This window comes from Kitasatospora sp. NPDC053057 (assembly GCF_044546945.1).
Classification (GTDB): Bacteria; Actinomycetota; Actinomycetes; order Streptomycetales; family Streptomycetaceae; genus Kitasatospora.
On record NZ_JBITZP010000001.1, the window covers coordinates 273,351 to 292,358 of the forward strand.

Below are 19,008 nucleotides of genomic sequence, written 5' to 3' on the forward strand. Positions count from 1 at the left end.
CGGGAGCGGTCGCCCGGTCCGGCCGCTGAATACCGGCTGCGGCCGCGGAGGCGAGCGTTGAGTCCCCAGATCGTCGGGCCGCCGGCCGCGCCGGGTGCCGCCGCGGAACCCGACCGCGTACCCGTGGCGGTTCCGGCTGCCGCCGACGGTGAAGCCCTGGTCGCGGCGACCGGTCCTGCTGCCGGTGTCGGTGTCGGTGCCGGTTCCGCTGCCGGGCCGGCGGCCGGTGCTGCTGGTCCTGCCAACTCCGGTACCACCGCTGCTGGGGGCGCCATCGCCTCCGGTACCACCGCGGCGCTGCCCGGACTGCCGCAGGCGCTCAGTGCCCGGGCCCGTACCCTCGCGGGTGCCGTCCGGCGGCGCTGCGCGGATCTGGCCCGGATCGAGTCGCCGAGTGGCGACGCACCTCGACTCGACGCGCTCGCCGAGGAGTTGGCCGCCGGCTTCCGCGCCACCGGGGCCACCGCCCGCCGCGAACCCGGGCCGGCCGGTGACCACCTGGTGATCGAGTGGCAGGGCCGGGACGAGTCCCTGCCGCACCTGCTGGTGGTCGGCCACCACGACACCGTCTGGCCGGTCGGCACCCTGGCGGACTGGCCGGTGGCCGAGCAGGACGGGCGGCTCAGCGGGCCCGGAGTGGTCGACATGAAGGGCGGACTCGCCGTCCTGGAGGGCGCGTTGGCACTGCTCGCGGACCTGGGGGAGCGGCCGCACCGCACCGTGCGGCTGGTCGTGGTGTCCGACGAGGAGGTCGGCAGCCCGGACGGGCGCCGCCTGGTCGAGCGCCAACTGCGCGGCGCGGCAGCCGTCCTGGGCCTGGAGCCGCCGCATCCGGACGGGCGGCTGAAGACCGCGCGGCGCGGCAGCACCCGGGTGCGCCTCACCGTCACCGGGCGGGAGGCCCACGCGGGCAACGACGCCCACGACGGGGTGTCGGCGGTGGACGAGCTCGTCGACCAGCTGGTGCTCGTGCGCAGCCTCGCCGGCCAGCCCGGCACCGAGCTCAACGCCGGCCGGATCAGCGGGGGTTCGCGGGCCAACGTGGTCGCCGGACGGGCAGAGGCCGAACTCGGCCTGCGGTTCTCCACCGTCGAGGCGCAGCGCCGCACGCTCGACAACCTCGCCCGGCTGACCGCCCTGCGGCCGGGCGCGCGAGTGCGTACGGAGGTGCTGTCCAGTCGGCCGGCCTGGCCGGAGCGGACGGGCAACCCGCTGCTGCGGCACGTGCGTTCGCTCGCCGCGGTGCTCGGGCAGCAGTTGGACGGCGCCCCGGCGGGCGGGGCCGGGGACACCAACCTGCCCGGCTCGCGCGGACTGCCGACACTGGACGGCTTCGGCGCGGTGGGTGCCGGTGCGCACGCCCGCCACGAGCACATCCGGCTGGACCAGCTCGCTCCGCGGATCGCCCTGCTGGCGGCGCTGCTGGCCGTTCCGCTGCCCCGGCTGCGGGACCGCGGGGAGGGGTGACCGGGCCGGCCGGCCGTCGGCCGTCGGCGCCCGACGGAAAGCGGCTGCCAGAAGGCGGCCGGCGGCTGACAGCAGACAGAAAACAGAAGACAACCAACAGCTAACGGATAACAGCTGACAGATTTCAGATTCTGTCAGCTGTTATCCATTTCCCCACTCCCTTGCCATCCCTCCTCCCCGCCGCGCAGAATGGTACCGACCGAACGGTCAGTCGGTTGGCGCCCCGGCGCCAGCGCCGGCAGCTCGAGCAGGGAACACGAGAGGGGACCGTGGTGACAGCAGAGGTGGCCGAGGCGGTCCCGGCGCAGACGCCGGAGGACCGGTTCGACGCGGTGATCGCCGCCGAGCAGCGGATCGAGCCCAGGGACTGGATGCCCGACGCGTACCGGGCCACCCTGATCCGCCAGATCGCCCAGCACGCCCACTCCGAGATCATCGGCATGCAGCCCGAGGGCAACTGGCTCACCCGGGCTCCCTCGCTGCGCCGCAAGGCCATCCTGCTGGCCAAGGCCCAGGACGAGGCGGGCCACGGCCTCTACCTCTACGCGGCCGCCGAGACCCTCGGCGTCGACCGCGCCGAGCTCACCGAGAAGCTGATCAGCGGCCGCCAGAAGTACTCCTCGATCTTCAACTACCCCACCCTCACCTTCGCCGACGTCGGCGTGATCGGCTGGCTGGTGGACGGCGCCGCGATCTGCAACCAGGTCCCGCTCTGCCGCTGCAGCTACGGCCCGTACGCCCGCGCGATGGTGCGGATCTGCAAGGAGGAGTCCTTCCACCAGCGCCAGGGCTACGAGCTCCTGATGACCCTGATGCGGGGCACCGAGTCCCAGCGCCGGATGGTCCAGGACGCCGTCGACCGCTGGTGGTGGCCGTCGCTGATGATGTTCGGCCCCTCGGACGCCGACTCGCCGAACACCGCCCGCTCGATGGCCTGGCGGATCAAGCGCCACACCAACGACGAGCTCCGTCAGCGCTTCGTCGACATGACCGTCCCGCAGGCCGAGCACCTGGGCGTCACCCTCCCCGACCCCGAGCTGCGCTGGAACGAGGAGCGCGGCGGCTGGGACTTCGGTGAGCCGGACTGGACCGAGCTGACCAGGGTCATCCACGGCCAGGGCCCGTGCAACGCCCAGCGGGTCGACCGCCGCCGGGCCGCCCACGAGGACGGTGCCTGGGTGCGCGAGGCGGCCGTCGCCTACGCGGCCAAGCGCGCCGCCGAACAAGCCGCACCCGCCGGGCGGCACACCCCCGAACAGGAGAACTGAACGTGACCGAGTCCAAGGCCGGCTGGCCGCTGTACGAGGTGTTCGTCCGCCCCCGGCGCGGCCTGAACCACGTCCACGTCGGCTCGCTGCACGCCTCCGACGACCGGATGGCCCTGCTCGCCGCCCGCGACCTGTACACCCGCCGCAACGAGGGCGTCAGCCTCTGGGTGGTCCGCTCGGACGCGATCACCGCCTCCACGCCGGACGAGCGCGACCCGTTCTTCGAGCCCAGCGGTGACAAGGTCTACCGCCACCCGACCTTCTACGACATCCCCGAGGATGTCCCGCACATCTGACGGGGGAGCCACCGTGCACGACCACACCACGTCCACCACCGAGGACGACCACGTCTATCTCAGCCTCGCCGGAGCCACCCCCGGCCCCGAGGGCGAGGGCCGCTGGGCATATGGGACGGGCTTCGCCGACCCGCTGCTCGGCGTGGACACCGCCCTGCCCGCCGGCCTGGCCGGCGACGACCTCGCCGCCTACTGCCAGATGCTCGGCGACGACGCCCTGGTGCTCGCCCAGCGGCTGATCGAGTGGTGCACCCGGGCGCCCGAGCTGGAGGAGGAGGTCGCGCTCGCCAACCTCGGCCTCGACCTGCTCGGCCAGGCCCGGCTGCTGCTCACCCGGGCCGGTCAGGCGGACGGCTCCGGCCGCACCGAGGACGACCTGGCGTACTGGCGGGAGGAGCACGAGTTCCGCAACGTCCGCCTGGTGGAGACCCCGAACGGCGACTTCGCGTACTCGATCGCCCGCCTGCTGCTGTTCTCCACCGCCCGCGGCGCGCTGTACGAGGCGCTGGCCGCGCACCCCGACCCGGTGCTGGCCGCGGTCGCCGCCCGGGGCGTCAAGGAGCTGGCGTACCACCGCGAGTACGCCACCGCCTGGACGCTGCGGCTCGGCGACGGCACGCCGTACTCGGCGGAGCGGATGCAGGCCGGGCTGGACGCGGTCTGGCCGCTGCTGGAGGAGCTGTTCACCGCACACCCGGTGGAGCTGCGGGTCGGCGTCGACCCGGCGGAGCTGCGCGAACCGGTGCTGCGCGAGCTGGCCGCCGTGATCGCCGAGGCCGGGCTGACCGTGCCGGAGGTTCCGCCGCTGGCCACCGTGATGGGCCGGGCCGGCCGGGACGGGGTGCACACCGAGGCGCTCGGCCCGCTGCTCGCCGAGCTGCAGGTGGTGGCCCGCGCACACCCGGGGGCGACGTGGTGACCGGCACCGCGGGGACCGTCGGCACCGTCCGCGACCTGGCCTGGTCGGTCGCCGCGGCCGTTCCGGACCCCGAGCTGCCCATGCTCACCCTGGCCGACCTGGGGGTACTGGCCGAGGTCGACGTGGACGGCGGCAGCGGCAGGGTGACCGCCTGGCTGACCCCGACCTACTCGGGCTGTCCGGCCGTCGCCGAGATGGCCGCCGACGTCGACCGCCGACTGCGCGCCGCCGGCTACCCGGACGTCCGGGTGCGGCTGCGGCTGGACCCGCCGTGGTCCACCGACCTGATCACCGCCGAGGGCCGCCGCAAGCTCGCCGAGGCGGGCATCGCCCCGCCGCGCCCGACCGCGGCCGTCGCGTCCGCGCCCGGGCCGGTCCCGCTCACCCTCGGCCGCACCCGCACGGGGGCCGCGGCTCCCGTGCCCTGCCCGCACTGCGGCGGCACCGACACCGAGGAGCTGTCCCGCTTCGGCTCCACCGCCTGCAAGGCGCTCTGGCGCTGCCGCGCCTGCCGCGAGCCGTTCGAACGCGTCAAGGAGATCTGAGAATGCCCGCCGCCTCGCCCGCCGCTTCCACGGCTTCCACGGCTTCCACCGATTCCGCGGCTTCCACGGAGGCCGTCCGCCCGGCTCGCCGCCCGACCTTCCACTCGCTGCGGATCGACCGGGTGGAACGGCTGTGCGAGGACGCCGTGGCGGTGACCTTCGCGGTGCCGGACGGCCTGGCGGCCGCGTACGCGTTCCGGCCCGGGCAGACCCTGACCCTGCGCAAGGTGGTGGACGGCACCGACGAGCGCCGCTCGTACTCGATCTGCGCCCCCGTCGGCGGGCCGCTGCGGATCGCCGTCCGCGAGGTGCCCGGCGGGCTGTTCTCGCGCTGGCTGGTGCGCGAGGCCCGGCCCGGCGAGGAGGTCGAGGTGCTGACCCCGTCCGGCCTGTTCACCCCCGAACTCGGCGTTCCCGCCGACCACGTGCTGCTCGCGGCCGGCTCCGGCATCACCCCGATGCTGTCGATCGCCGCCTCGGTGCTGGCCGCCGACCGCCGCTCCACCGTCACCCTGCTCTACGGCAACCGGCGCAGCGACACGGTGATGTTCGCGGACGAGCTGGCCGACCTGAAGGACCGCTACCTCGGCCGGTTCCAGCTGGTGCACGTGCTCTCCCGGGAGACCAGGGACGCCGAACTGCTCAGCGGACGGCTGGACCCGGAGCGGGTCCGGGCGCTGCTGACGGCCCTGGTGGACGTCGGCGGCGTCGGGCACTGGTGGCTGTGCGGCCCGTTCGGCATGGTCGCCGGGGCGAAGGACCTGCTCACCGAACTGGAGGTGCCGGGCGAGCGGGTGCATCAGGAACTGTTCCACGCCGAGGACGAGCCCCTCGCCGAGCGCGACGAGGACTGGGACCGCGCGGACGGCGGCGCCGAGGGCGCGCCCGGCGAGCGCAGCGAGGTCACCGTCGTCCTCGACGGGCGCGGCAGCACCCTCACCCTCCCGCGCGACCGCTCGATCCTGGACGGCGCCCAGCGCTCCCGGCCCGACCTGCCGTTCGCCTGCAAGGGCGGGGTCTGCGGCACCTGCCGGGCCCTGGTAACCGAGGGCGAGGTGGAGATGCGCCGCAACTTCGCGCTGGAGGAGAAGGAACTGGCGGCCGGCTACGTCCTCACCTGCCAGGCCCGTCCGCTCACCGACCGGGTCACGGTCGACTACGACCGCTGACCGTCCGCGGTTCAGACGGCGACGGGGACCTGGGGACGTTCGTCCGCGGTCTCTGGCGCCGCAGGTCCGGCCGTCGCGGTCTCCTTCGCCGGGTCCCCGAGCAGCTTGACCAGGTCGTTGACGGCGGCGCGGCCGGCCCGGTTGGCGCCGATGGTGCTGGCTGACGGGCCGTAACCGACCAGGTGGACGCGCGGGTCGGCGGTGGCACGGGTGCCGGTGAGCGCGATGCCGCCGCCGGGGGAGCGCAGGCCGAGCGGGGCGAGGTGGCCGACCTCGGGCCGGAAGCCGGTCGCCCAGACGATCGCGTCCACCGCCGACTCCTCGTCGCCCCAGGCCACTCCGCGCTCGGTGAGCCGGTCGAACATCGGCCGGCGGTGCAGCGCGCCCAGCTCCTGCGCCCGGCGGTAGGCGACGGAGGGGCCGAGGCCGGTCACGCTGACCACGCTGCGCACCGGCAGCCCCTGACGGACCCGCTCCTCGACCTTGGCGACCACCGCGCGACCGTACTCGGGGGTGAACGGGCCCTCGTGGTAGACGGGTTCGGAGCGGGTGACCCAGACCGTCTCGCCGACCGCCGCCACCTCGGACAGCACCTGGATCGCCGAGGCGCCGCCGCCCACCACCAGGACGCGCTTCCCGGCGAACTCCTCGGGGCCGCGGTACTCGGCGTAGTGCAGCTGACGGCCCGCGAAGTGGCCCGGGTAGTGCGGGAGGAAGGGGCGGGTCCAGGTACCGGTGGCGTTGATCAGCGCGCGGGTGGACCAGGTGCCGCGGTCGGTCTCGACCAGCAGCCGGGAGTCGGGGAGTCCGGACTCGGCGCGTACGGCGCGAACCGCGACCGGGCGTACGACCGGGAGCGCGTGCCGGGCCTCGTACGCCGTGAAGTACCCCGGCACCACCTCGCGCGCGCGGGCCTCGGGGTCGGGCTCCGGGAGCTCGGCGTCCGGGAGGTCGTGGAAGCCGTGCACGGTGGCCATCCGCAGTGACGGCGAGCGGTGCGCCCAGGCGCCCCCGGGGGTGGCGTTGGCGTCGAGGACGACGAAGCCGCCGTCGACTCCCTCCCGGTGGGGGGCGAAGCCGCGGCGGCGGAGGTGGTAGGCGGCGGAGAGCCCCGCTTGCCCGGCGCCCACCACCAGGACGTCCACGCGCTGCTGTCCAGCCTCGTTGGTTGCACCGTAAACAGTCACGCCCGTGAAACATCGGGGGGTGAGTGGCTGTTCCCGTGACCGGCTCCGCCGCGGGGGAGGCGGGAGGCGGGCGGGAGGCCTCAGCCGATCGGGGAGATCACCGCGGCGGTGCCGTACGCGCACACCTCGGTGCCGACGTCCGCCGCCTCGGTCACGTCGAAGCGCATCATCAGGACGGCGTTGCCGCCGCGCGCCTTGGTCTGCTCGATCAGCCGCTGCATCGCCTCGTTGCGGCTCTCGACCAGGGTCTTCGTCAGACCGCGCAGCTCGCCGCCGATCAGGGACTTCAGCCCGGCGCCGATCTGGCTGCCGATGTGCCGGCTGCGGACGGTCAGTCCGAAGACCTCGCCGATCACGTGGTCGACCCGGAAGCCGGGGATGTCGTTGGTGGTCACGACCAGGACGTCGGCGTTCGGGCCCTGCCCGCCGCCGTACTCGTTGATGTCAGCCATGGGGCCCATCCTGGCGGGGTGGTGCGTCCGAGTGACAGAGGCGCGGCGGGGAGCTGGCCGAGAAGGTCTCCGGAAGCTGGTGCAGACCGGTGATCGGGCGGCGGAAAAGCCGTACCGTAGCCCCATGGGCGAGCGAAGCGATCATCCGCAGGGGCCGGGCGCGGCGGAGTACTCCGGCGCGCCGGAGATCGAGGCGACCGTGGTGCTGGGCCTGCGGATCACCGACTGGCCGGCGCTGCGCGCGGCCGCGATCAGGGCCGTCGAGGAACTGGACTTCGAGGGCATAGACCCGGCCGGCCAGCGCCGCGAACTGCTGCGCGAGGTCGCCGAGGACGCCAACGCGGCGCTCGGCGCGCTGCTGCACCCCGACCGGCTGGTCGCCGCGATCCCCGGGGTCGAGGCGATCGGCGGCACGCTGGAGATCAGCGTCACCGAGGACTTCACGCCGGACTTCGCCGAACTGTTCCCGCTGGACGGCGAGGACGAGGACGGCGGCGCGGGCGCGGACTGGACCCTCACCCCGCGCACCGCCTGCCTGTTGCACGCCCAGCTGCTCGGCCTGGCCGACGCCGCCTACGACGACCTCGACGAGCACGGGGACGACCCGGTGGTCGACGGCGAGGACGTGGACTGGACGGTCTTCGCCAGGCTGCCCCAGCGCACTTGGCGGCTCAACCGGGGCTGGCGGCGCGCGATGGCCCGCGCCTTCGACGACCTGGCCGACGACCTCGCCCTCGGCGAGTGGCCGCTGCCGCGCTGTCTGGCCGACGAGATCGCGCTTCGGATGGCGTTGGTCGACGCCCGGACGCTGCTCGGCTCCCAGCCCGAGTCGGTGGCCGACATGATGGGGGACCTGCCGGCCGACCTGTACGACTACGACTGGGACGGCTGCCACGACGAACTGTTCGGCGTGTACGGGCCGGACGACGGGGACCCGGAGCTCGGCGCGGAGCAGCGCACCGAACTGCTGCTGGCGGCCACGCATCCCGAGGGGTGGTTCCTGACGTACGAGGACGCGGAGGAGCGGGACCCGCAGCGCGGGTACCGGCGCTGAGCGGACGTCGGGCCCGGCCGGTCGCGCGGTCCGTCGTGCGGTCCGTCGTGCGGTCCGTCGTGCGGTCCGGGGTGCGGCCCGTCCTGCGGCTCGCCGTCCGGGCGGGGCGGAGGGAGGGCGGCTAGGCTGCGGGCATGTCCGATGTGTCTGGTGTGAGAGGTATGCCCTCGGGGGAGTCGGCGGCGCCGGGGGAGCCGGGGTCGGAGGAGCCGGCGCTGGGCCGGATCGCGCTCGGGCTGGACGGCGTGCGGGCGGCGCAGCGCGGGCGGACCGCCGAGGCACGGGCCAGCTTCGAGGCCCTGTGGGAGGAACTGGGGGAACGGGACGTCTTCCACCGCTGCGTCCTGGCGCACTATCTGGCCGACCTGCAGGACGACCCCCGGGTCGAGCTGGAGTGGGACCGGCGGGCCCTCGCGGCGGCCGACTCGCTGACCGCCGAGCGGGCCGCGACGTACGCGTCCGCCCACCAGGTGCGGGCGTTCTACCCCTCGCTGCACCTCAACCTGGCCTCCGACCACCTCAAGCTCGGCGAGCCCGACCTCGCGCGCGAGCAGCTCGAGCGGGCGGTGCGGAGTCTGGATGCGCTGCCGGAGGACGCGTACAGCGCGGGGATCCGGGCGGCGGTGGACGAGCTGCGGCAGCGGCTGCGCTGATTCCGGCCGTCGGGGCGGTGTGGAGGCCGGAGTGGGCCGGGGGCGGGCCGGGTCGGTCGGGGCGCGGCTGGCATGCTGGACGGGTGACTTCTCCGTTCGACGCCCCAACCATCGTTTCCGCCCCTGATGACGCTCCCGCTCCCGACGGCGCTCCCGAACCCGCGGACCGCGACTCGCTGCCCCAGTACGTGCTGCCGCTGGTTGTCCGGCTGGAGCGGGCCACGCCGCCGGGACGGACGGACGCGCTGGAGACCTCGGCGCGGGCGGTGCTGACGCTGCTCGCCGATCCCCGGGTGACCGAGGTGGACGGCGAGTGGGCGGAGCGGGTCGCGGCCTGGGAGGACGCCCGGATCCGCAAGGTGCTCCGACGGGCCCGGGGCGGGGAGTGGCGCCGGGCCGGGGAGCTGCCGGGCATCACGGTGCGCGGGCGGGAGGCGGAGGTGCGGGTGTTCCCGCCGGTCCCGCTGGACGGCTGGCCGAAGGATCTCGCCAAGCTGCAGGTCTCCGGGACCGACCTGGAGGAGACCGCCGAGATCGGCGCGCCCGAGCCGGGGCTGCCGGTGCTGTGGCTCAACCCGGAGCTGGAGATGAGCGCGGGCAAGACGATGGCCCAGACCGGGCACGCGGCGCAGCTCGCCTGGTGGCGGCTGGACGGGGCGCAGCGCAAGGAGTGGGCGGAGTCGGGCTTCGCGCTCGCGGTCCGCACGGCTGCGCCGGAGGCCTGGGAGGAGCTGGTCCGCAGCGGGCTGCCGGTGGTCCAGGACGCGGGCTTCACGGAGATCGCGCCGGGCAGCTGCACGGTGATCGCGGAGCACCCGGCGTTGCGGTGACGGCCGGCTGCTGACGGCGAACAGCGGACAGATAACAGATTTCGAAATCTGTTATCTGTCCGCTGTTTCTTGTCCGCCCGCCCCGCCCCGCGCCCGCCCGCTACTCGCCCGCGGCCTGGTAGCGCCGCATCGCCCGGAGACCGCCCAACACTGCCGCGGTCGTCCAGAGCGCCATGATCAGCAGGCCCGTCCAGTGGCCGTAGTGGATGCCGGACTCGGTCCGGGTGCGCATCGCGTAGAGGCCGGCCCGGTCGGGCAGGAACTGGCCGACCTCGCGGACACCGGGGATCGCGGCCAGCCAGGTGGTGCCGAGGAACACCATCGGGGTGAGCAGGCCGAGCGCCGCGCTGAAGTTGCCCAGCATCGCGGTCAGTCCGAGGCAGATCAGCACCATCATCGGGTGGTAGAGCACGCCGGCCAGGAAGCTGCGAGCCAGTCCGGGGGCGGAGTAGTCCAGCCCGGCGGTGGCGTCGACGGTGAGGAAGCAGCCCGCTGTGGAGGCCAGTCCCACCAGCAGGCCCAGTCCGGCGCCGAGCGCGAGCTTGGCGCCGTACAGTCGGCCGCGCCGGGGGACGGCGGTGAGCGAGGTGCCGATCATCCGGGTGTTGAACTCCTGCCCGATCAGCAGGATTCCGAGGCAGGCCACGGCGACGTGGCCGAACAGCAGCCCGTAGTAGATCATGTCGGCCGGGTCCTTGCCCGAGCCCGGTGTCGGTGCGCCCTCGGCGGCGCTGACGGCCGCGGTGACGCCGACGGTCAGCGCCACGGCGGTCAGCGGGGCCGCCCACTGCGAGGGCAGCGTGGTGAACTTGATCCGTTCGGCGCGCAGGGCGTTGCCGAGGGCCATCCTCATCTCTCCTTCGCTCAGGGTCACTTGGTGCGCCGCCGCATCGCCCGCAGTCCGCCGTACGCCGCCAGTGCCGTCCACAGCGCCATGATCGCCAGCCCGGTCCAGTGCCCGTACACGAGCTGCGGGTCGTCGGCGTAGCGCAGCGCGTACTGGCCGGCCCGGTCGGGGAGGAACTGGAACACCTCGCGCAGACCGGGCACGCCGGAGAGCAGCGGCGAGAGCAGGAAGACGGCCGGGGTCAGCAGGCCCATGGCGGCGGTGAGGTTGCCGAACAGCGCCGTCACCCCGAGGCAGAACACCACCAGGAACGCCGGGTAGAGCACCCCGGCCGTGGCCGCGCGGGCGAACGCCGGGCCGTGCCAGTCGGCGGGGACGGTGGCCGCGTACCCGGCGTAGGCGCCCGCCGTACCGGCCGCGCCCGCGCCGAGGCCGATCAGAGCGCCCAACGCCAGCTTGGCGCCGTACAGTCGGCCGGGCCGGGGGACGGCGGCGAGCGAGACGTCGATCATCCGGGTGTTGAACTCCTGGCCGATCAGCAGGACTCCGAAGGCGACCAGCGCGGCCTGGCCGAAGTTGAGCCCGTAGAAGACGCCGACACCCGGGTCGTCCGTGATGTTGTGGTCGACGTCGCCGAGGGCCGCGCCGACGGCCGTGGTGGCACCGGCGGTGAGCAGCACGGCGAGCAGCGGCGGGAGCCAGAGCGAGCGGAGGGTGGTGAGCTTGATCCGCTCGGCGCGGAAGGCCTGCGACAGGGCGCTCATGCGGTGGCCTCCGCGCGGTACTCGACGCTGTCCGCGGTCATCCGCATGAACGCCTCCTCCAGCGAGTCCTGTTGGACCGCGATCTCGTACAGCACCACGCCGTGCGCGGCGGCCAGTGCGGCGATCCGCTCGGGTTCGGCGCCGGTCACCTCCCAGGCGCCGCCGTCGACTTCGACGGCGGCGAGGCCGTGGTCGGGCCCGCCGAGCAGCGCGGCCAACTTGGCGGCGTCCACCGCCCGGACCCGGATCCTGGTGCGGCCGTGGCGGTCGATGAACTCGGAGGTGGCCGCGTCCGCGAGCAGTCGGCCGCGACCGATGACCACCAAGTGGTCGGCGGTGAGGGCCATTTCGGTCATCAGATGGGAGGAGACGAGCACCGCCCGTCCCTCGGCTGCCAGTTCGCGCAGCAGGGTGCGGATCCATCGGATGCCCTCCGGGTCCAGGCCGTTGACTGGTTCGTCCAACAGCAGCACCGGCGGGTCGCCGAGCAGTGCGGCGGCCACCCCGAGGCGCTGGCGCATCCCCAGGGAGAAGCCCCGGACCCGTCGCCCGGCGGCCTCCGCCAGCCCGACCTGGGCGAGTACCTCGCCGACCCGCCGCTCTGGCAGCCCGTTGCTCGCGGCGAGCCAGCGCAGATGGCCCTGAGCTGTCCGTCCGCCGTGCAGGGCCTGGGCGTCCAGTAGTGCGCCCACCCGCCGCAGTGGATCGGTGAGTTCGGCGTACGGGCGGCCGCCGACCAGGGCGTGCCCGGCGGTGGGGCGGTCCAGGCCGAGGACCAGCCGCATGGTGGTGCTCTTCCCGGCGCCGTTCGGGCCCAGGAAACCGGTGACCACGCCGGGCCGGACCTCGAACGACAGGTCGTCGACGACCCGCCGGCCGTCGTACTCCTTGGTCAGGCCCTGGATCTCGATCACGGCCGCCCTCGCCTCCTCGTAGGTGGTCACCGTCCGTTCTCCGGGCGGTGGTTCCATTCGACCGGAGCGGGCCGGGTGGGCGGATCCCGCCGCAGCGGGGATTCGCCTCCCTCCCGGGAGGGAGGCGGCGGCAACCCGGCGGGGGAGCCGGGGGCGCCCGCTGAGCTGGCAGGATGGGGCGGTGCCAAGAATGACCGCGTTCCGGATCCGGAGCGGAGTGACCACGATCCTCGCGCCGCTGGTGGCCGGTGCCAGCTACGCCCGGCTGCTGCACCTGCTGGTCGGGTGGATCTTCGCGGGCGTCATCCTGATGATCTACCCGGGCACGTACCGGAAGAGCCTCGGTGAGATCCTGGCGGGGGCCGTCTGGCTGGACGTCGTCGTGCTCGCGCTGGTCGCCCTCGTCCCGGCGGCGCGCCGCGCCGAGGGTGTGCAGGCGCGGCTGCTGCTGGTGCCGGACCGCGAGGAGGACATCGGCGTCGAGCCCTCCGACACGTGGGCCGACCGGCGGCGTACGGCGGTCTGGTTGATCGGGCGGGTGGTGCTCGGTTCGGCGGTCGGCTTCGCGACGGTCTTCGGCCTCACCCCGGTCTTCAACCTGCTGACCGGTCCGCGCGCCCTCTGGTACCTCCCGCTGGCCCCGGTGCTGGCACTCGCCTACGGCTGGCTGGTGGTCTGGGCGGGCCGCCTCCAACTCGCCATGGCTGTACGGCTGCTGGGGCCCTCCCCGGCGGAGCGGCTGGCGGAGGCGGAACTGCGGGCCGAACGGCTGTTGGAGCGCAACCGGTTGGCCCGCGAGCTGCACGACTCCATCGGCCACGCACTGACGGTGACTGTCCTTCAGGCGGGAGCGGCGCGCGAGGTCGGGGACCCGGCCTTCGCCGCCAAGGCGCTCGAAGTGATCGAGGAGACCGGACGGCAGGCGATGGAGGACCTCGAACGCACCCTGGTCCTGCTGCGCGAGACCCCGGCGGGCGGCGGGGCGCGGAACGGGGCGGCCACCGAGCAGCCCGGCATCGACCAGCTGCCCGCGCTGTTCGACACCGCCCGCGCGGCCGGCAGCCCGGTCGAGGCGCGGGTCGAGGTGCCGGCCGGAGTGCTGCCCGGGGTGCTCTCGCGCGAGTCCTACCGGATCGTCCAGGAGGGCGTCACCAACGCGCTCAAGTACGCGCCCGGCCAGCCGGTCGACGTCCAGGTCGCCGTCCGGGACGGGCAGTTGGAGCTGCGCTGCGCCAACCGCCTGGTGGCGGCGCCGGGCCGGGGCGGCGGCTCGCGCAAGGGCGGCAAGGGGCTGCGCGGCATCCGCGAGCGCGCCGTGCTGCTCGGCGGCGCGGCCTCGGCCGGGCCGGTCGACCCCGCCGGGCCGACCGCCGGGTCGCTCGCGGACGGGGCCGGGGAGTGGGTGCTCGCCGTCCGGCTGCCCCTACGCTTGGGCGCGTGACGAATGATCTTGCAGACGGCGGCTGGACGGCAGGCGGCACGGGCGTGACGGACATCCTGCTCGCCGACGACGAGGAACTGGTCCGGGCCGGGATGCGGGCCGTACTGGAAGCCCAGGGCGATCTGCGGGTGATCGGCGAGGCGGCCGACGGCGCGGAGGCGGTGGCCCTCGCCCGCGCGCTGCGCCCGCACGTGGTCCTGATGGACGTCCGGATGCCCGTCCTGGACGGCCTGGCCGCCACCCGCGAACTGCTGCGCCCCGGCGCGCCGGGGGAGCGGCCGCCGCGGATCCTGGTCGTCACCACCTTCGAGAACGACGACTACGTCTACCAGGCGCTGCGCGCGGGCGCCGACGGCTTCCTGCTCAAGCGTTCCCGCCCGGCCGAGATCGCCCACGCCGTACGGCTGGCGGCGGCCGGCGAGTCGCTGTTGTTCCCGGCCGCGATCCGCCGCCTGGCCGCCGGGCACGGCAACCCCGCCGCCCGCGCGGCCCTGGACCGGGCGGCCCTGACCGGCCGGGAGGCCGAGGTGCTGCGGCTGATGGCGCGCGGGCTCAGCAACGGGGAGATCGCCGAGCAGCTGGTCCTCGGCGTGCAGACGGTGAAGACGCACGTCAGCAGCGTGCTGGCGAAGCTCGGCGCGCGGGACCGCACCCAGGCGGTGATCGCCGCGTACGAGTCGGGGTTCGTCGAGCCGTCGGAGTAGGCGCGGTCGGGCGGTCGGGCGCCCGCGCAGTCGGGTGGGCGGGCAGTCGGGTGGGCGGGCGGTTCGGGGCGGTCGGCGGGTCAGGCCGGGTAGGCGTGAGTCTGGGTGGCCTTGACCGAGGCCCAGACCGCCGTGCCCGGTGCCAGCCCCAGTTCGGCGACCGCGGCCGGGGTGAGGTCGGCGGCCATCGGCAGGGCGCCGGAGAGTTCGGCGCGCACCCGGTCGCCGTGCAGGTCCAGGCCGGTGACCTCGGCCTGCCACAGGTTGCGGGCGCTGGACCGCGGCCGCTCCCGGTACAGGGTGACGGCGGAGGGCGGGAAGGCCACGAACGCCGGTCCGGACAGTTCCTCGGCGCTGGTCAGGACGGTCCCGTCCGGGAGGGTGACCCGGGTGCCCTCGGCCCGGCCCCGGTACAGGTTGAGGCCGACCAGGCGGGCGATGTAGTCGGTGCGCGGCCGGCGGGCGACCTCCGCCGGGCTGCCGGACTGCACCTCGTGGCCGTCCTCGATCACCACCAGCCGGTCGGCAAGCACCATCGCGTCCAGCGGGTCGTGCGTCACCAGCACCGCCACGGCCTCGAACTCAGCCAGGTGGCGCCGTAGTTGGGCCCGTACGTCGAGCCGGGTGCGGGCATCCAGGGCGGCCAGCGGCTCGTCCAGTAGGAGCAGCCGGGGGCGGACGGCCAGGGCCCGGGCGAGCGCCACCCGCTGGGCCTGGCCACCGGAGAGCCGGCCGGGGCGCACCGAGCTGTGCTCGGCCAGGCCCATCCGCTCCAGCCACGCCGCCGCCTCGGCCCTGGCCTCGCGCCTTGGGCGGCCCTGGCAGCGCGGGCCGAAGGCGACGTTGTCGAGCGCGCTGAGGTGCGGGAAGAGCAGGTAGTCCTGGAACACCACGCCGACCGGCCGCTGTTCGGCGGGGGTGTGCAGGCGCCGGGCCGGGTCCTCCAGGACTTGGCCGTCCAGTCGCAGGTGGCCGCCGGTGAGCGGGAGCAGCCCGGCCAGGGCGCGCAGGGCGGTGGACTTGCCGGCACCGTTCGGGCCGAGCAGCGCGATCACCTCGCCGGGGGCGGCGGTGAGCGCCAGGTCGAGGGCGAAGGCGGCGCGGTCGACCCGGAGGCGGGCGTCGAGGGCGGCGCCGGTGGTGCCCTCGGCAGGCGTGGTGCCGCCCTCGGTGGGCGTCGTGCCCGGGGTCGTCGTGCCCGGGGTCGAGGGGCTGCTCGTACGGTGCGGGGGGTTCATCGGCTCGGCATCCTGGGTCACGGGGTCGACATCCATCGGTCGCGCAGGCCGACGAGGACGGCGACGGAGACCACCAGCAGGACCAGCGACAGCGCGATCGCGGCCTCCGGATCGGACTCCATGGCCAGATAGACGGCCAGCGGCATGGTCTGGGTGCGGCCCGGGAAGTTGCCCGCGAAGGTGATCGTCGCGCCGAACTCGCCGAGCGCCCGGGCCCAGGCCAGGACGGCTCCGGCGGCGATCCCCGGGGCGATCATCGGTAGGGTGACCCGGCGGAACGCGGTCAGCCGGGAGGCTCCCAGGGTCGCCGCGGCCTCCTCGTAGCGGGGGTCGGCCGCCCGCAGCGCGCCCTCGACGCTGATCACCAGGAACGGCATCGCCACGAAGGCCTCGGCGATCACCACCCCGGTGGTGGTGAAGGGCAGCGTGATGCCGAAGACCGAGTCCAGCCAGGAGCCGACGATCCCGCGTCGCCCGAGCACCAGCAGCAGCGCCACACCGCCCACCACCGGCGGCAGCACCAGCGGCAGGGTGACCAGCGCCCGGATCAGCCGGCGGCCGGGCAGCTCGGTACGGGCCAGCAGCCAGGCCAGCGGGACGCCGAGGACCAGCGAGACCGCCGTGGCGGCGGTCGCGCAGATCAGGGACAGCCGCAGGGCGTCCCAGACGGCGCTGCTGGTGAGCTGCTCGGACAGGCCGCTCCACGGCGCCCGGACCAGGAGCCCGACCAGCGGGAGGATCAGGAACGCCAGGCCGAGCAGTGCCGGGAGCAGCAGCGTGACCGGGACGCGCTGCGAGCCCGGGTGGCGGCGCGTGCCCCGGCGGCGCGGCAGGGCCTTCGCGGGTCCGGTCGGCGCCTCGGCGGCGCCGCCCCGGCCGGGGCCGGTGGTGCGGCTCCGGTCGAGTTCGTCGCCGCGGGCCCGGCCGCGCGCGGTGGTGCGGTCCTTCATGGCGCCTGGAAACCCGCCGCGGTCAGCACCTGCTTGGCCTCGGGCGACTGGACGTAGGCGACGAAGGCCGCCGCGCCGTCCTTGTTCGGTGCCTTGGCGAGGGCGGCGATCGGGTAGTCGTTCACGGCCTTGTCGGCCTCGGGGAAGTCCACGCCGTCGATCTTCGCAGCATCGGCCTGCACATCGGTCTTGTACACCAGCGAGGCGTCGACCTCGCCGAGTTCGACCTTGGTGAGCGCGCCCTTGACGTCCTGCTCCAGGGTGACCGGGGTGAGGTTGAGGCCCGCGGCCTTCAGCGCGGTGAGGGCGGCGGCGCCGCAGGGCACCTCCTTCGCGCACAGCGCGACCTTCACGCCGGAGCCGGTGAGGTCCTTCAGGCCCGCGATGTACTTGGGGTTGCCCTTGGGCACGGCGATGGTGAGGGTGTTCTTGACGAAGGTCTTCGGTGCGCCGTTCGCACCGCCCGCGTCGGTGACGGTCTTCATAGTGGCCGGGCTGGCGGCGGCGAACACGTCCGCCGGGGCACCGGAGTTGATGCTGGTGGCGAGGGCGGAGCTGCCGCCGAAGTTGAACGTGACCTTGGTGCCGGGGTTGGCGGCCTCGAACTTCTTGCCGAGCTCGGTGAAGGTCTCCTTGAGCGAGGCGGCGGCGAACACGGTGATGGCGCCCTTGGCCTTCGGGGCGTTGTCGGTGCCGCCGTCGCTGCTCGCGGTGGTGGCGGCGGCGGTCGTCGCGGAGGAGGCGGAACCGGAGGACCTGCCGCCGTCGCTGCCGCAGGCGGTGGCCCCGAGGTTGAGGGCGAGGGCCGCAGCGGCGGCGATGGCGAGTCTGCGGGTGGCGATGGTGCGGGTGCTCATCGGTGCTTCCCCTCCAGGGTTCGCGCCGAACGGGGGCGCGGAGGCGTGACCGCAGGTGCGGCCATTACGGCGATCATAGTGCCGCAGATGCGAGCGATAAATCCTCTGTCGCTTCGCACAGGCGCGGTGGGGCAGGGGTCTCGGGGCCGCTGTGCGAAGGCTCAAACGTGCACGGACGGTTCCGGTGCGGACGGTGGGAGCGGTGTCGGGGAGGGCGGGTCCGGTGGAAAATCCGTCGCACCCGGGCCGGAGGAGAGGTCAGAGTGGTCGCAGCCCGCAGGCGCGGCCGAACGTCGGCCGCCCGGGCCCAACGGTCGATCCACACGGATCCACGGGGAGGAGTCCGTCCATGTCCACACTGCGAGTCACCGCCGAGAGACTGGTCATCCTGGAGCATCCGAACGCCGATGCCCTGGAGCTGGCACAGGTCGGCCTCTATCGGGCGGTGGTCGCGAAGGGTGTGTACCGGACCGGTGACCACGCCGTCTACATCCCCGAACAGGCCGTCCTGCCGGACGAGTTGATCGATGAGCTCGGCCTGACCGGCAAGCTGGCGGGCGGCGCGGCGAACCGGGTCAAGGCGGTACGGCTGCGCGGGGAGCTGTCGCAGGGCATCGTCTGCCGGCCCGCCGCGCTGTCCGGCGCCGACCTGGCCGGGGCCGCCGAGCGGGGCGAGGACTTCGCCGAGCTGCTCGGGATCGTCAAGTGGCAGCCGCCGGTGCCGACTTCGATGAGCGGTGACGTGGTCAGCGCGCCGGATCTGCTGCCCTGGGTGGACATCGAGAACCTCAAGCGCCACCCCGACGTCTTCGAGCCCGGCGAGCCCGTGGTGCTGACCGAGAAGCTGCACGGCAGCTGCTGCCTGGTCACCTACACCGCCGCCACCGGCGAGGTGCAGGTCTCTTCCAAGGGGATCGGTGCGCAGGGCCTGGCGCTGGTCGAGGACGAGCGCAACCTGTACTGGCGGGCGGTGCGCGCGTACGACCTCCCGGCGGTGGCGGCCCGGCTGGCCGAACGGCTGGGCGCCGAGCGGGTCGGCATCTTCGGCGAGGTGTTCGGCGAGGGCGTGCAGGACCTGACGTACGGGGTCTCCGCGCGCACCGAACGCCCCGGGTACGCCGCGTTCGATGTGTCGGCCGTGGTGGACGGACAGCTGAACTGGCTGCCGGCCGCCGAACTGCTCGACGGCGAACTGCCGTTGGTGCCCGAACTGTGGCGCGGGCCGTTCGACACCGACACGGTGCTGGCGTACGCGCAGGGCAGGGAGACCCACTCCGGGCGCGAACTCCACGTGCGCGAGGGCGTGGTGGTCCGGCCGGTGGTCGAGCGCTGGAGTCTGCTGCTGGGCGGGCGGGCGATCGCCAAGGTGGTCAGCGACGCGTACCTGACCCGCAAGGGTGGCACCGAGTACGAGTGAGATCCCTCCGGCGACTTTCACCGACGGCTTGCGGGA

The 19,008-nt window shown here is 74.3% G+C and carries 20 protein-coding genes; 12 read left to right on the forward strand and 8 right to left on the reverse strand.

Translation table 11 applies throughout. The features are described 5' to 3' along the window. Window positions 1-123: 123 nt before the first annotated feature. From ACIG5E_RS01240 to paaE, 6 genes are all read left to right on the forward strand, one after another. Window positions 124-1,467 (forward strand): M20 family metallopeptidase, encoded by a 1,344-nt coding sequence (locus ACIG5E_RS01240; RefSeq protein WP_396530702.1) that lies wholly within the window; start codon window positions 124-126, stop codon window positions 1,465-1,467. A gap of 269 nt (window positions 1,468-1,736) precedes the next feature. Beyond that, window positions 1,737-2,735, forward strand: a complete 999-nt coding sequence (gene paaA, locus ACIG5E_RS01245; RefSeq protein ID WP_396530703.1) for a 1,2-phenylacetyl-CoA epoxidase subunit PaaA — start codon at window positions 1,737-1,739, stop codon at window positions 2,733-2,735. Window positions 2,736-2,737: 2 nt separating this feature from the next. Next, complete coding sequence (gene paaB, locus ACIG5E_RS01250) at window positions 2,738-3,031, forward strand: 1,2-phenylacetyl-CoA epoxidase subunit PaaB (protein WP_030234269.1); 294 nt, start codon at window positions 2,738-2,740, stop codon at window positions 3,029-3,031. Continuing rightward, window positions 3,015-3,950, forward strand: coding sequence for a 1,2-phenylacetyl-CoA epoxidase subunit PaaC (gene paaC / locus ACIG5E_RS01255; RefSeq protein ID WP_396530705.1), 936 nt, complete (start codon window positions 3,015-3,017; stop codon window positions 3,948-3,950). Before paaB ends, paaC begins: the two co-directional genes overlap by 17 nt. Then, a complete protein-coding gene (gene paaD / locus ACIG5E_RS01260) occupies window positions 3,944-4,495 on the forward strand; it encodes a 1,2-phenylacetyl-CoA epoxidase subunit PaaD (RefSeq protein WP_396530706.1) in 552 nt (183 codons plus the stop codon). Before paaC ends, paaD begins: the two co-directional genes overlap by 7 nt. 2 nt (window positions 4,496-4,497) lie before the next feature. After that, entirely contained in the window at window positions 4,498-5,664 is a 1,167-nt protein-coding gene (gene paaE, locus ACIG5E_RS01265; protein WP_396530707.1) for a 1,2-phenylacetyl-CoA epoxidase subunit PaaE, read from the forward strand. Between the two features lie 11 nt (window positions 5,665-5,675). On the opposite strand, the gene ACIG5E_RS01270 is transcribed toward paaE, so the two are convergent. Both ACIG5E_RS01270 and ACIG5E_RS01275 read right to left on the reverse strand, forming a co-directional pair. Beyond that, window positions 5,676-6,851, reverse strand: a complete 1,176-nt coding sequence (locus ACIG5E_RS01270; RefSeq protein WP_396530708.1) for an NAD(P)-binding domain-containing protein — start codon at window positions 6,849-6,851, stop codon at window positions 5,676-5,678. 80 nt (window positions 6,852-6,931) lie between these two features. Beyond that, a complete protein-coding gene (locus tag ACIG5E_RS01275; RefSeq protein ID WP_396530709.1) occupies window positions 6,932-7,303 on the reverse strand; it encodes a YbjQ family protein in 372 nt (123 codons plus the stop codon). 124 nt (window positions 7,304-7,427) lie between these two features. Between ACIG5E_RS01275 and ACIG5E_RS01280 the strand changes: the two genes are divergently transcribed. The 3 genes from ACIG5E_RS01280 (at window position 7,428) to ACIG5E_RS01290 (ending at window position 9,840) form a co-directional block, all read left to right on the forward strand. Beyond that, window positions 7,428-8,357, forward strand: coding sequence for a hypothetical protein (locus ACIG5E_RS01280; protein WP_396530711.1), 930 nt, complete (start codon window positions 7,428-7,430; stop codon window positions 8,355-8,357). Between the two features lie 134 nt (window positions 8,358-8,491). Beyond that, the gene (locus ACIG5E_RS01285) at window positions 8,492-9,010 is read left to right on the forward strand and encodes a hypothetical protein (RefSeq protein WP_396530712.1); all 519 of its coding nucleotides are present in this window, start codon (window positions 8,492-8,494) and stop codon (window positions 9,008-9,010) included. A gap of 110 nt (window positions 9,011-9,120) precedes the next feature. Next, window positions 9,121-9,840, forward strand: coding sequence for an aminoacyl-tRNA hydrolase (locus ACIG5E_RS01290; protein WP_396531002.1), 720 nt, complete (start codon window positions 9,121-9,123; stop codon window positions 9,838-9,840). Between the two features lie 100 nt (window positions 9,841-9,940). On the opposite strand, the gene ACIG5E_RS01295 is transcribed toward ACIG5E_RS01290, so the two are convergent. Genes ACIG5E_RS01295 through ACIG5E_RS01305 form a run of 3 tightly spaced genes read right to left on the reverse strand, consistent with a single transcriptional unit; the run spans window position 9,941 to window position 12,365 of the window. Further along, complete coding sequence (locus ACIG5E_RS01295) at window positions 9,941-10,687, reverse strand: hypothetical protein (protein ID WP_396530713.1); 747 nt, start codon at window positions 10,685-10,687, stop codon at window positions 9,941-9,943. A gap of 23 nt (window positions 10,688-10,710) precedes the next feature. After that, window positions 10,711-11,451, reverse strand: a complete 741-nt coding sequence (locus ACIG5E_RS01300; protein WP_396530714.1) for a hypothetical protein — start codon at window positions 11,449-11,451, stop codon at window positions 10,711-10,713. Next, on the reverse strand, window positions 11,448-12,365 hold the full coding sequence (locus ACIG5E_RS01305) for an ATP-binding cassette domain-containing protein (RefSeq protein WP_396531003.1): 918 nt from the start codon (window positions 12,363-12,365) through the stop codon (window positions 11,448-11,450). Before ACIG5E_RS01305 ends, ACIG5E_RS01300 begins: the two co-directional genes overlap by 4 nt. A 217-nt stretch (window positions 12,366-12,582) precedes the next feature. On the opposite strand from ACIG5E_RS01305, the gene ACIG5E_RS01310 reads away from it, so the two are divergent. Both ACIG5E_RS01310 and ACIG5E_RS01315 read left to right on the forward strand, forming a co-directional pair. Next, window positions 12,583-13,806, forward strand: a complete 1,224-nt coding sequence (locus ACIG5E_RS01310; RefSeq protein WP_396530715.1) for a sensor histidine kinase — start codon at window positions 12,583-12,585, stop codon at window positions 13,804-13,806. 92 nt (window positions 13,807-13,898) lie between these two features. Then, a complete protein-coding gene (locus tag ACIG5E_RS01315; RefSeq protein ID WP_396531004.1) occupies window positions 13,899-14,510 on the forward strand; it encodes a response regulator in 612 nt (203 codons plus the stop codon). Between the two features lie 80 nt (window positions 14,511-14,590). Here the strand turns inward: ACIG5E_RS01315 and ACIG5E_RS01320 are convergent, their stop codons facing one another. From ACIG5E_RS01320 to modA, 3 genes are read right to left on the reverse strand one after another with little or no spacing between them, the layout of a single operon-like run. Beyond that, entirely contained in the window at window positions 14,591-15,769 is a 1,179-nt protein-coding gene (locus ACIG5E_RS01320; protein ID WP_396530717.1) for an ABC transporter ATP-binding protein, read from the reverse strand. Then, window positions 15,766-16,698: an ABC transporter permease gene (locus ACIG5E_RS01325; RefSeq protein WP_396530718.1), complete on the reverse strand. Its 933-nt coding sequence runs from the start codon at window positions 16,696-16,698 to the stop codon at window positions 15,766-15,768. The genes ACIG5E_RS01320 and ACIG5E_RS01325 overlap by 4 nt, the downstream gene beginning before the upstream one ends. Further along, window positions 16,695-17,555, reverse strand: coding sequence for a molybdate ABC transporter substrate-binding protein (gene modA / locus ACIG5E_RS01330; RefSeq protein WP_396530719.1), 861 nt, complete (start codon window positions 17,553-17,555; stop codon window positions 16,695-16,697). The genes ACIG5E_RS01325 and modA overlap by 4 nt, the downstream gene beginning before the upstream one ends. A gap of 349 nt (window positions 17,556-17,904) precedes the next feature. Here modA and ACIG5E_RS01335 point away from each other — a divergent pair, with 349 nt between their 5' ends. Beyond that, window positions 17,905-18,972: an RNA ligase (ATP) gene (locus ACIG5E_RS01335; protein WP_396530720.1), complete on the forward strand. Its 1,068-nt coding sequence runs from the start codon at window positions 17,905-17,907 to the stop codon at window positions 18,970-18,972. Window positions 18,973-19,008: the final 36 nt, after the last annotated feature.

Bases quoted from the DNA above. Each gene is read 5' to 3' on its own strand.
- modA (WP_396530719.1), bottom strand. From the start codon at position 17,555: ATGAGCACCCGCACCATCGCCACCCGCAGACTCGCCATCGCCGCCGCT.
- ACIG5E_RS01295 (WP_396530713.1), bottom strand. From the start codon at position 10,687: ATGGCCCTCGGCAACGCCCTGCGCGCCGAACGGATCAAGTTCACCACG.
- ACIG5E_RS01275 (WP_396530709.1), bottom strand. From the start codon at position 7,303: ATGGCTGACATCAACGAGTACGGCGGCGGGCAGGGCCCGAACGCCGAC.
- ACIG5E_RS01315 (WP_396531004.1), top strand. From the start codon at position 13,899: ATGCGGGCCGTACTGGAAGCCCAGGGCGATCTGCGGGTGATCGGCGAG.
- ACIG5E_RS01285 (WP_396530712.1), top strand. From the start codon at position 8,492: ATGTCCGATGTGTCTGGTGTGAGAGGTATGCCCTCGGGGGAGTCGGCG.
- ACIG5E_RS01335 (WP_396530720.1), top strand. From the start codon at position 17,905: ATGTCCACACTGCGAGTCACCGCCGAGAGACTGGTCATCCTGGAGCAT.
- paaC (WP_396530705.1), top strand. From the start codon at position 3,015: ATGTCCCGCACATCTGACGGGGGAGCCACCGTGCACGACCACACCACG.
- ACIG5E_RS01300 (WP_396530714.1), bottom strand. From the start codon at position 11,451: ATGAGCGCCCTGTCGCAGGCCTTCCGCGCCGAGCGGATCAAGCTCACC.
- ACIG5E_RS01325 (WP_396530718.1), bottom strand. From the start codon at position 16,698: ATGAAGGACCGCACCACCGCGCGCGGCCGGGCCCGCGGCGACGAACTC.
- paaE (WP_396530707.1), top strand. From the start codon at position 4,498: ATGCCCGCCGCCTCGCCCGCCGCTTCCACGGCTTCCACGGCTTCCACC.
- ACIG5E_RS01280 (WP_396530711.1), top strand. From the start codon at position 7,428: ATGGGCGAGCGAAGCGATCATCCGCAGGGGCCGGGCGCGGCGGAGTAC.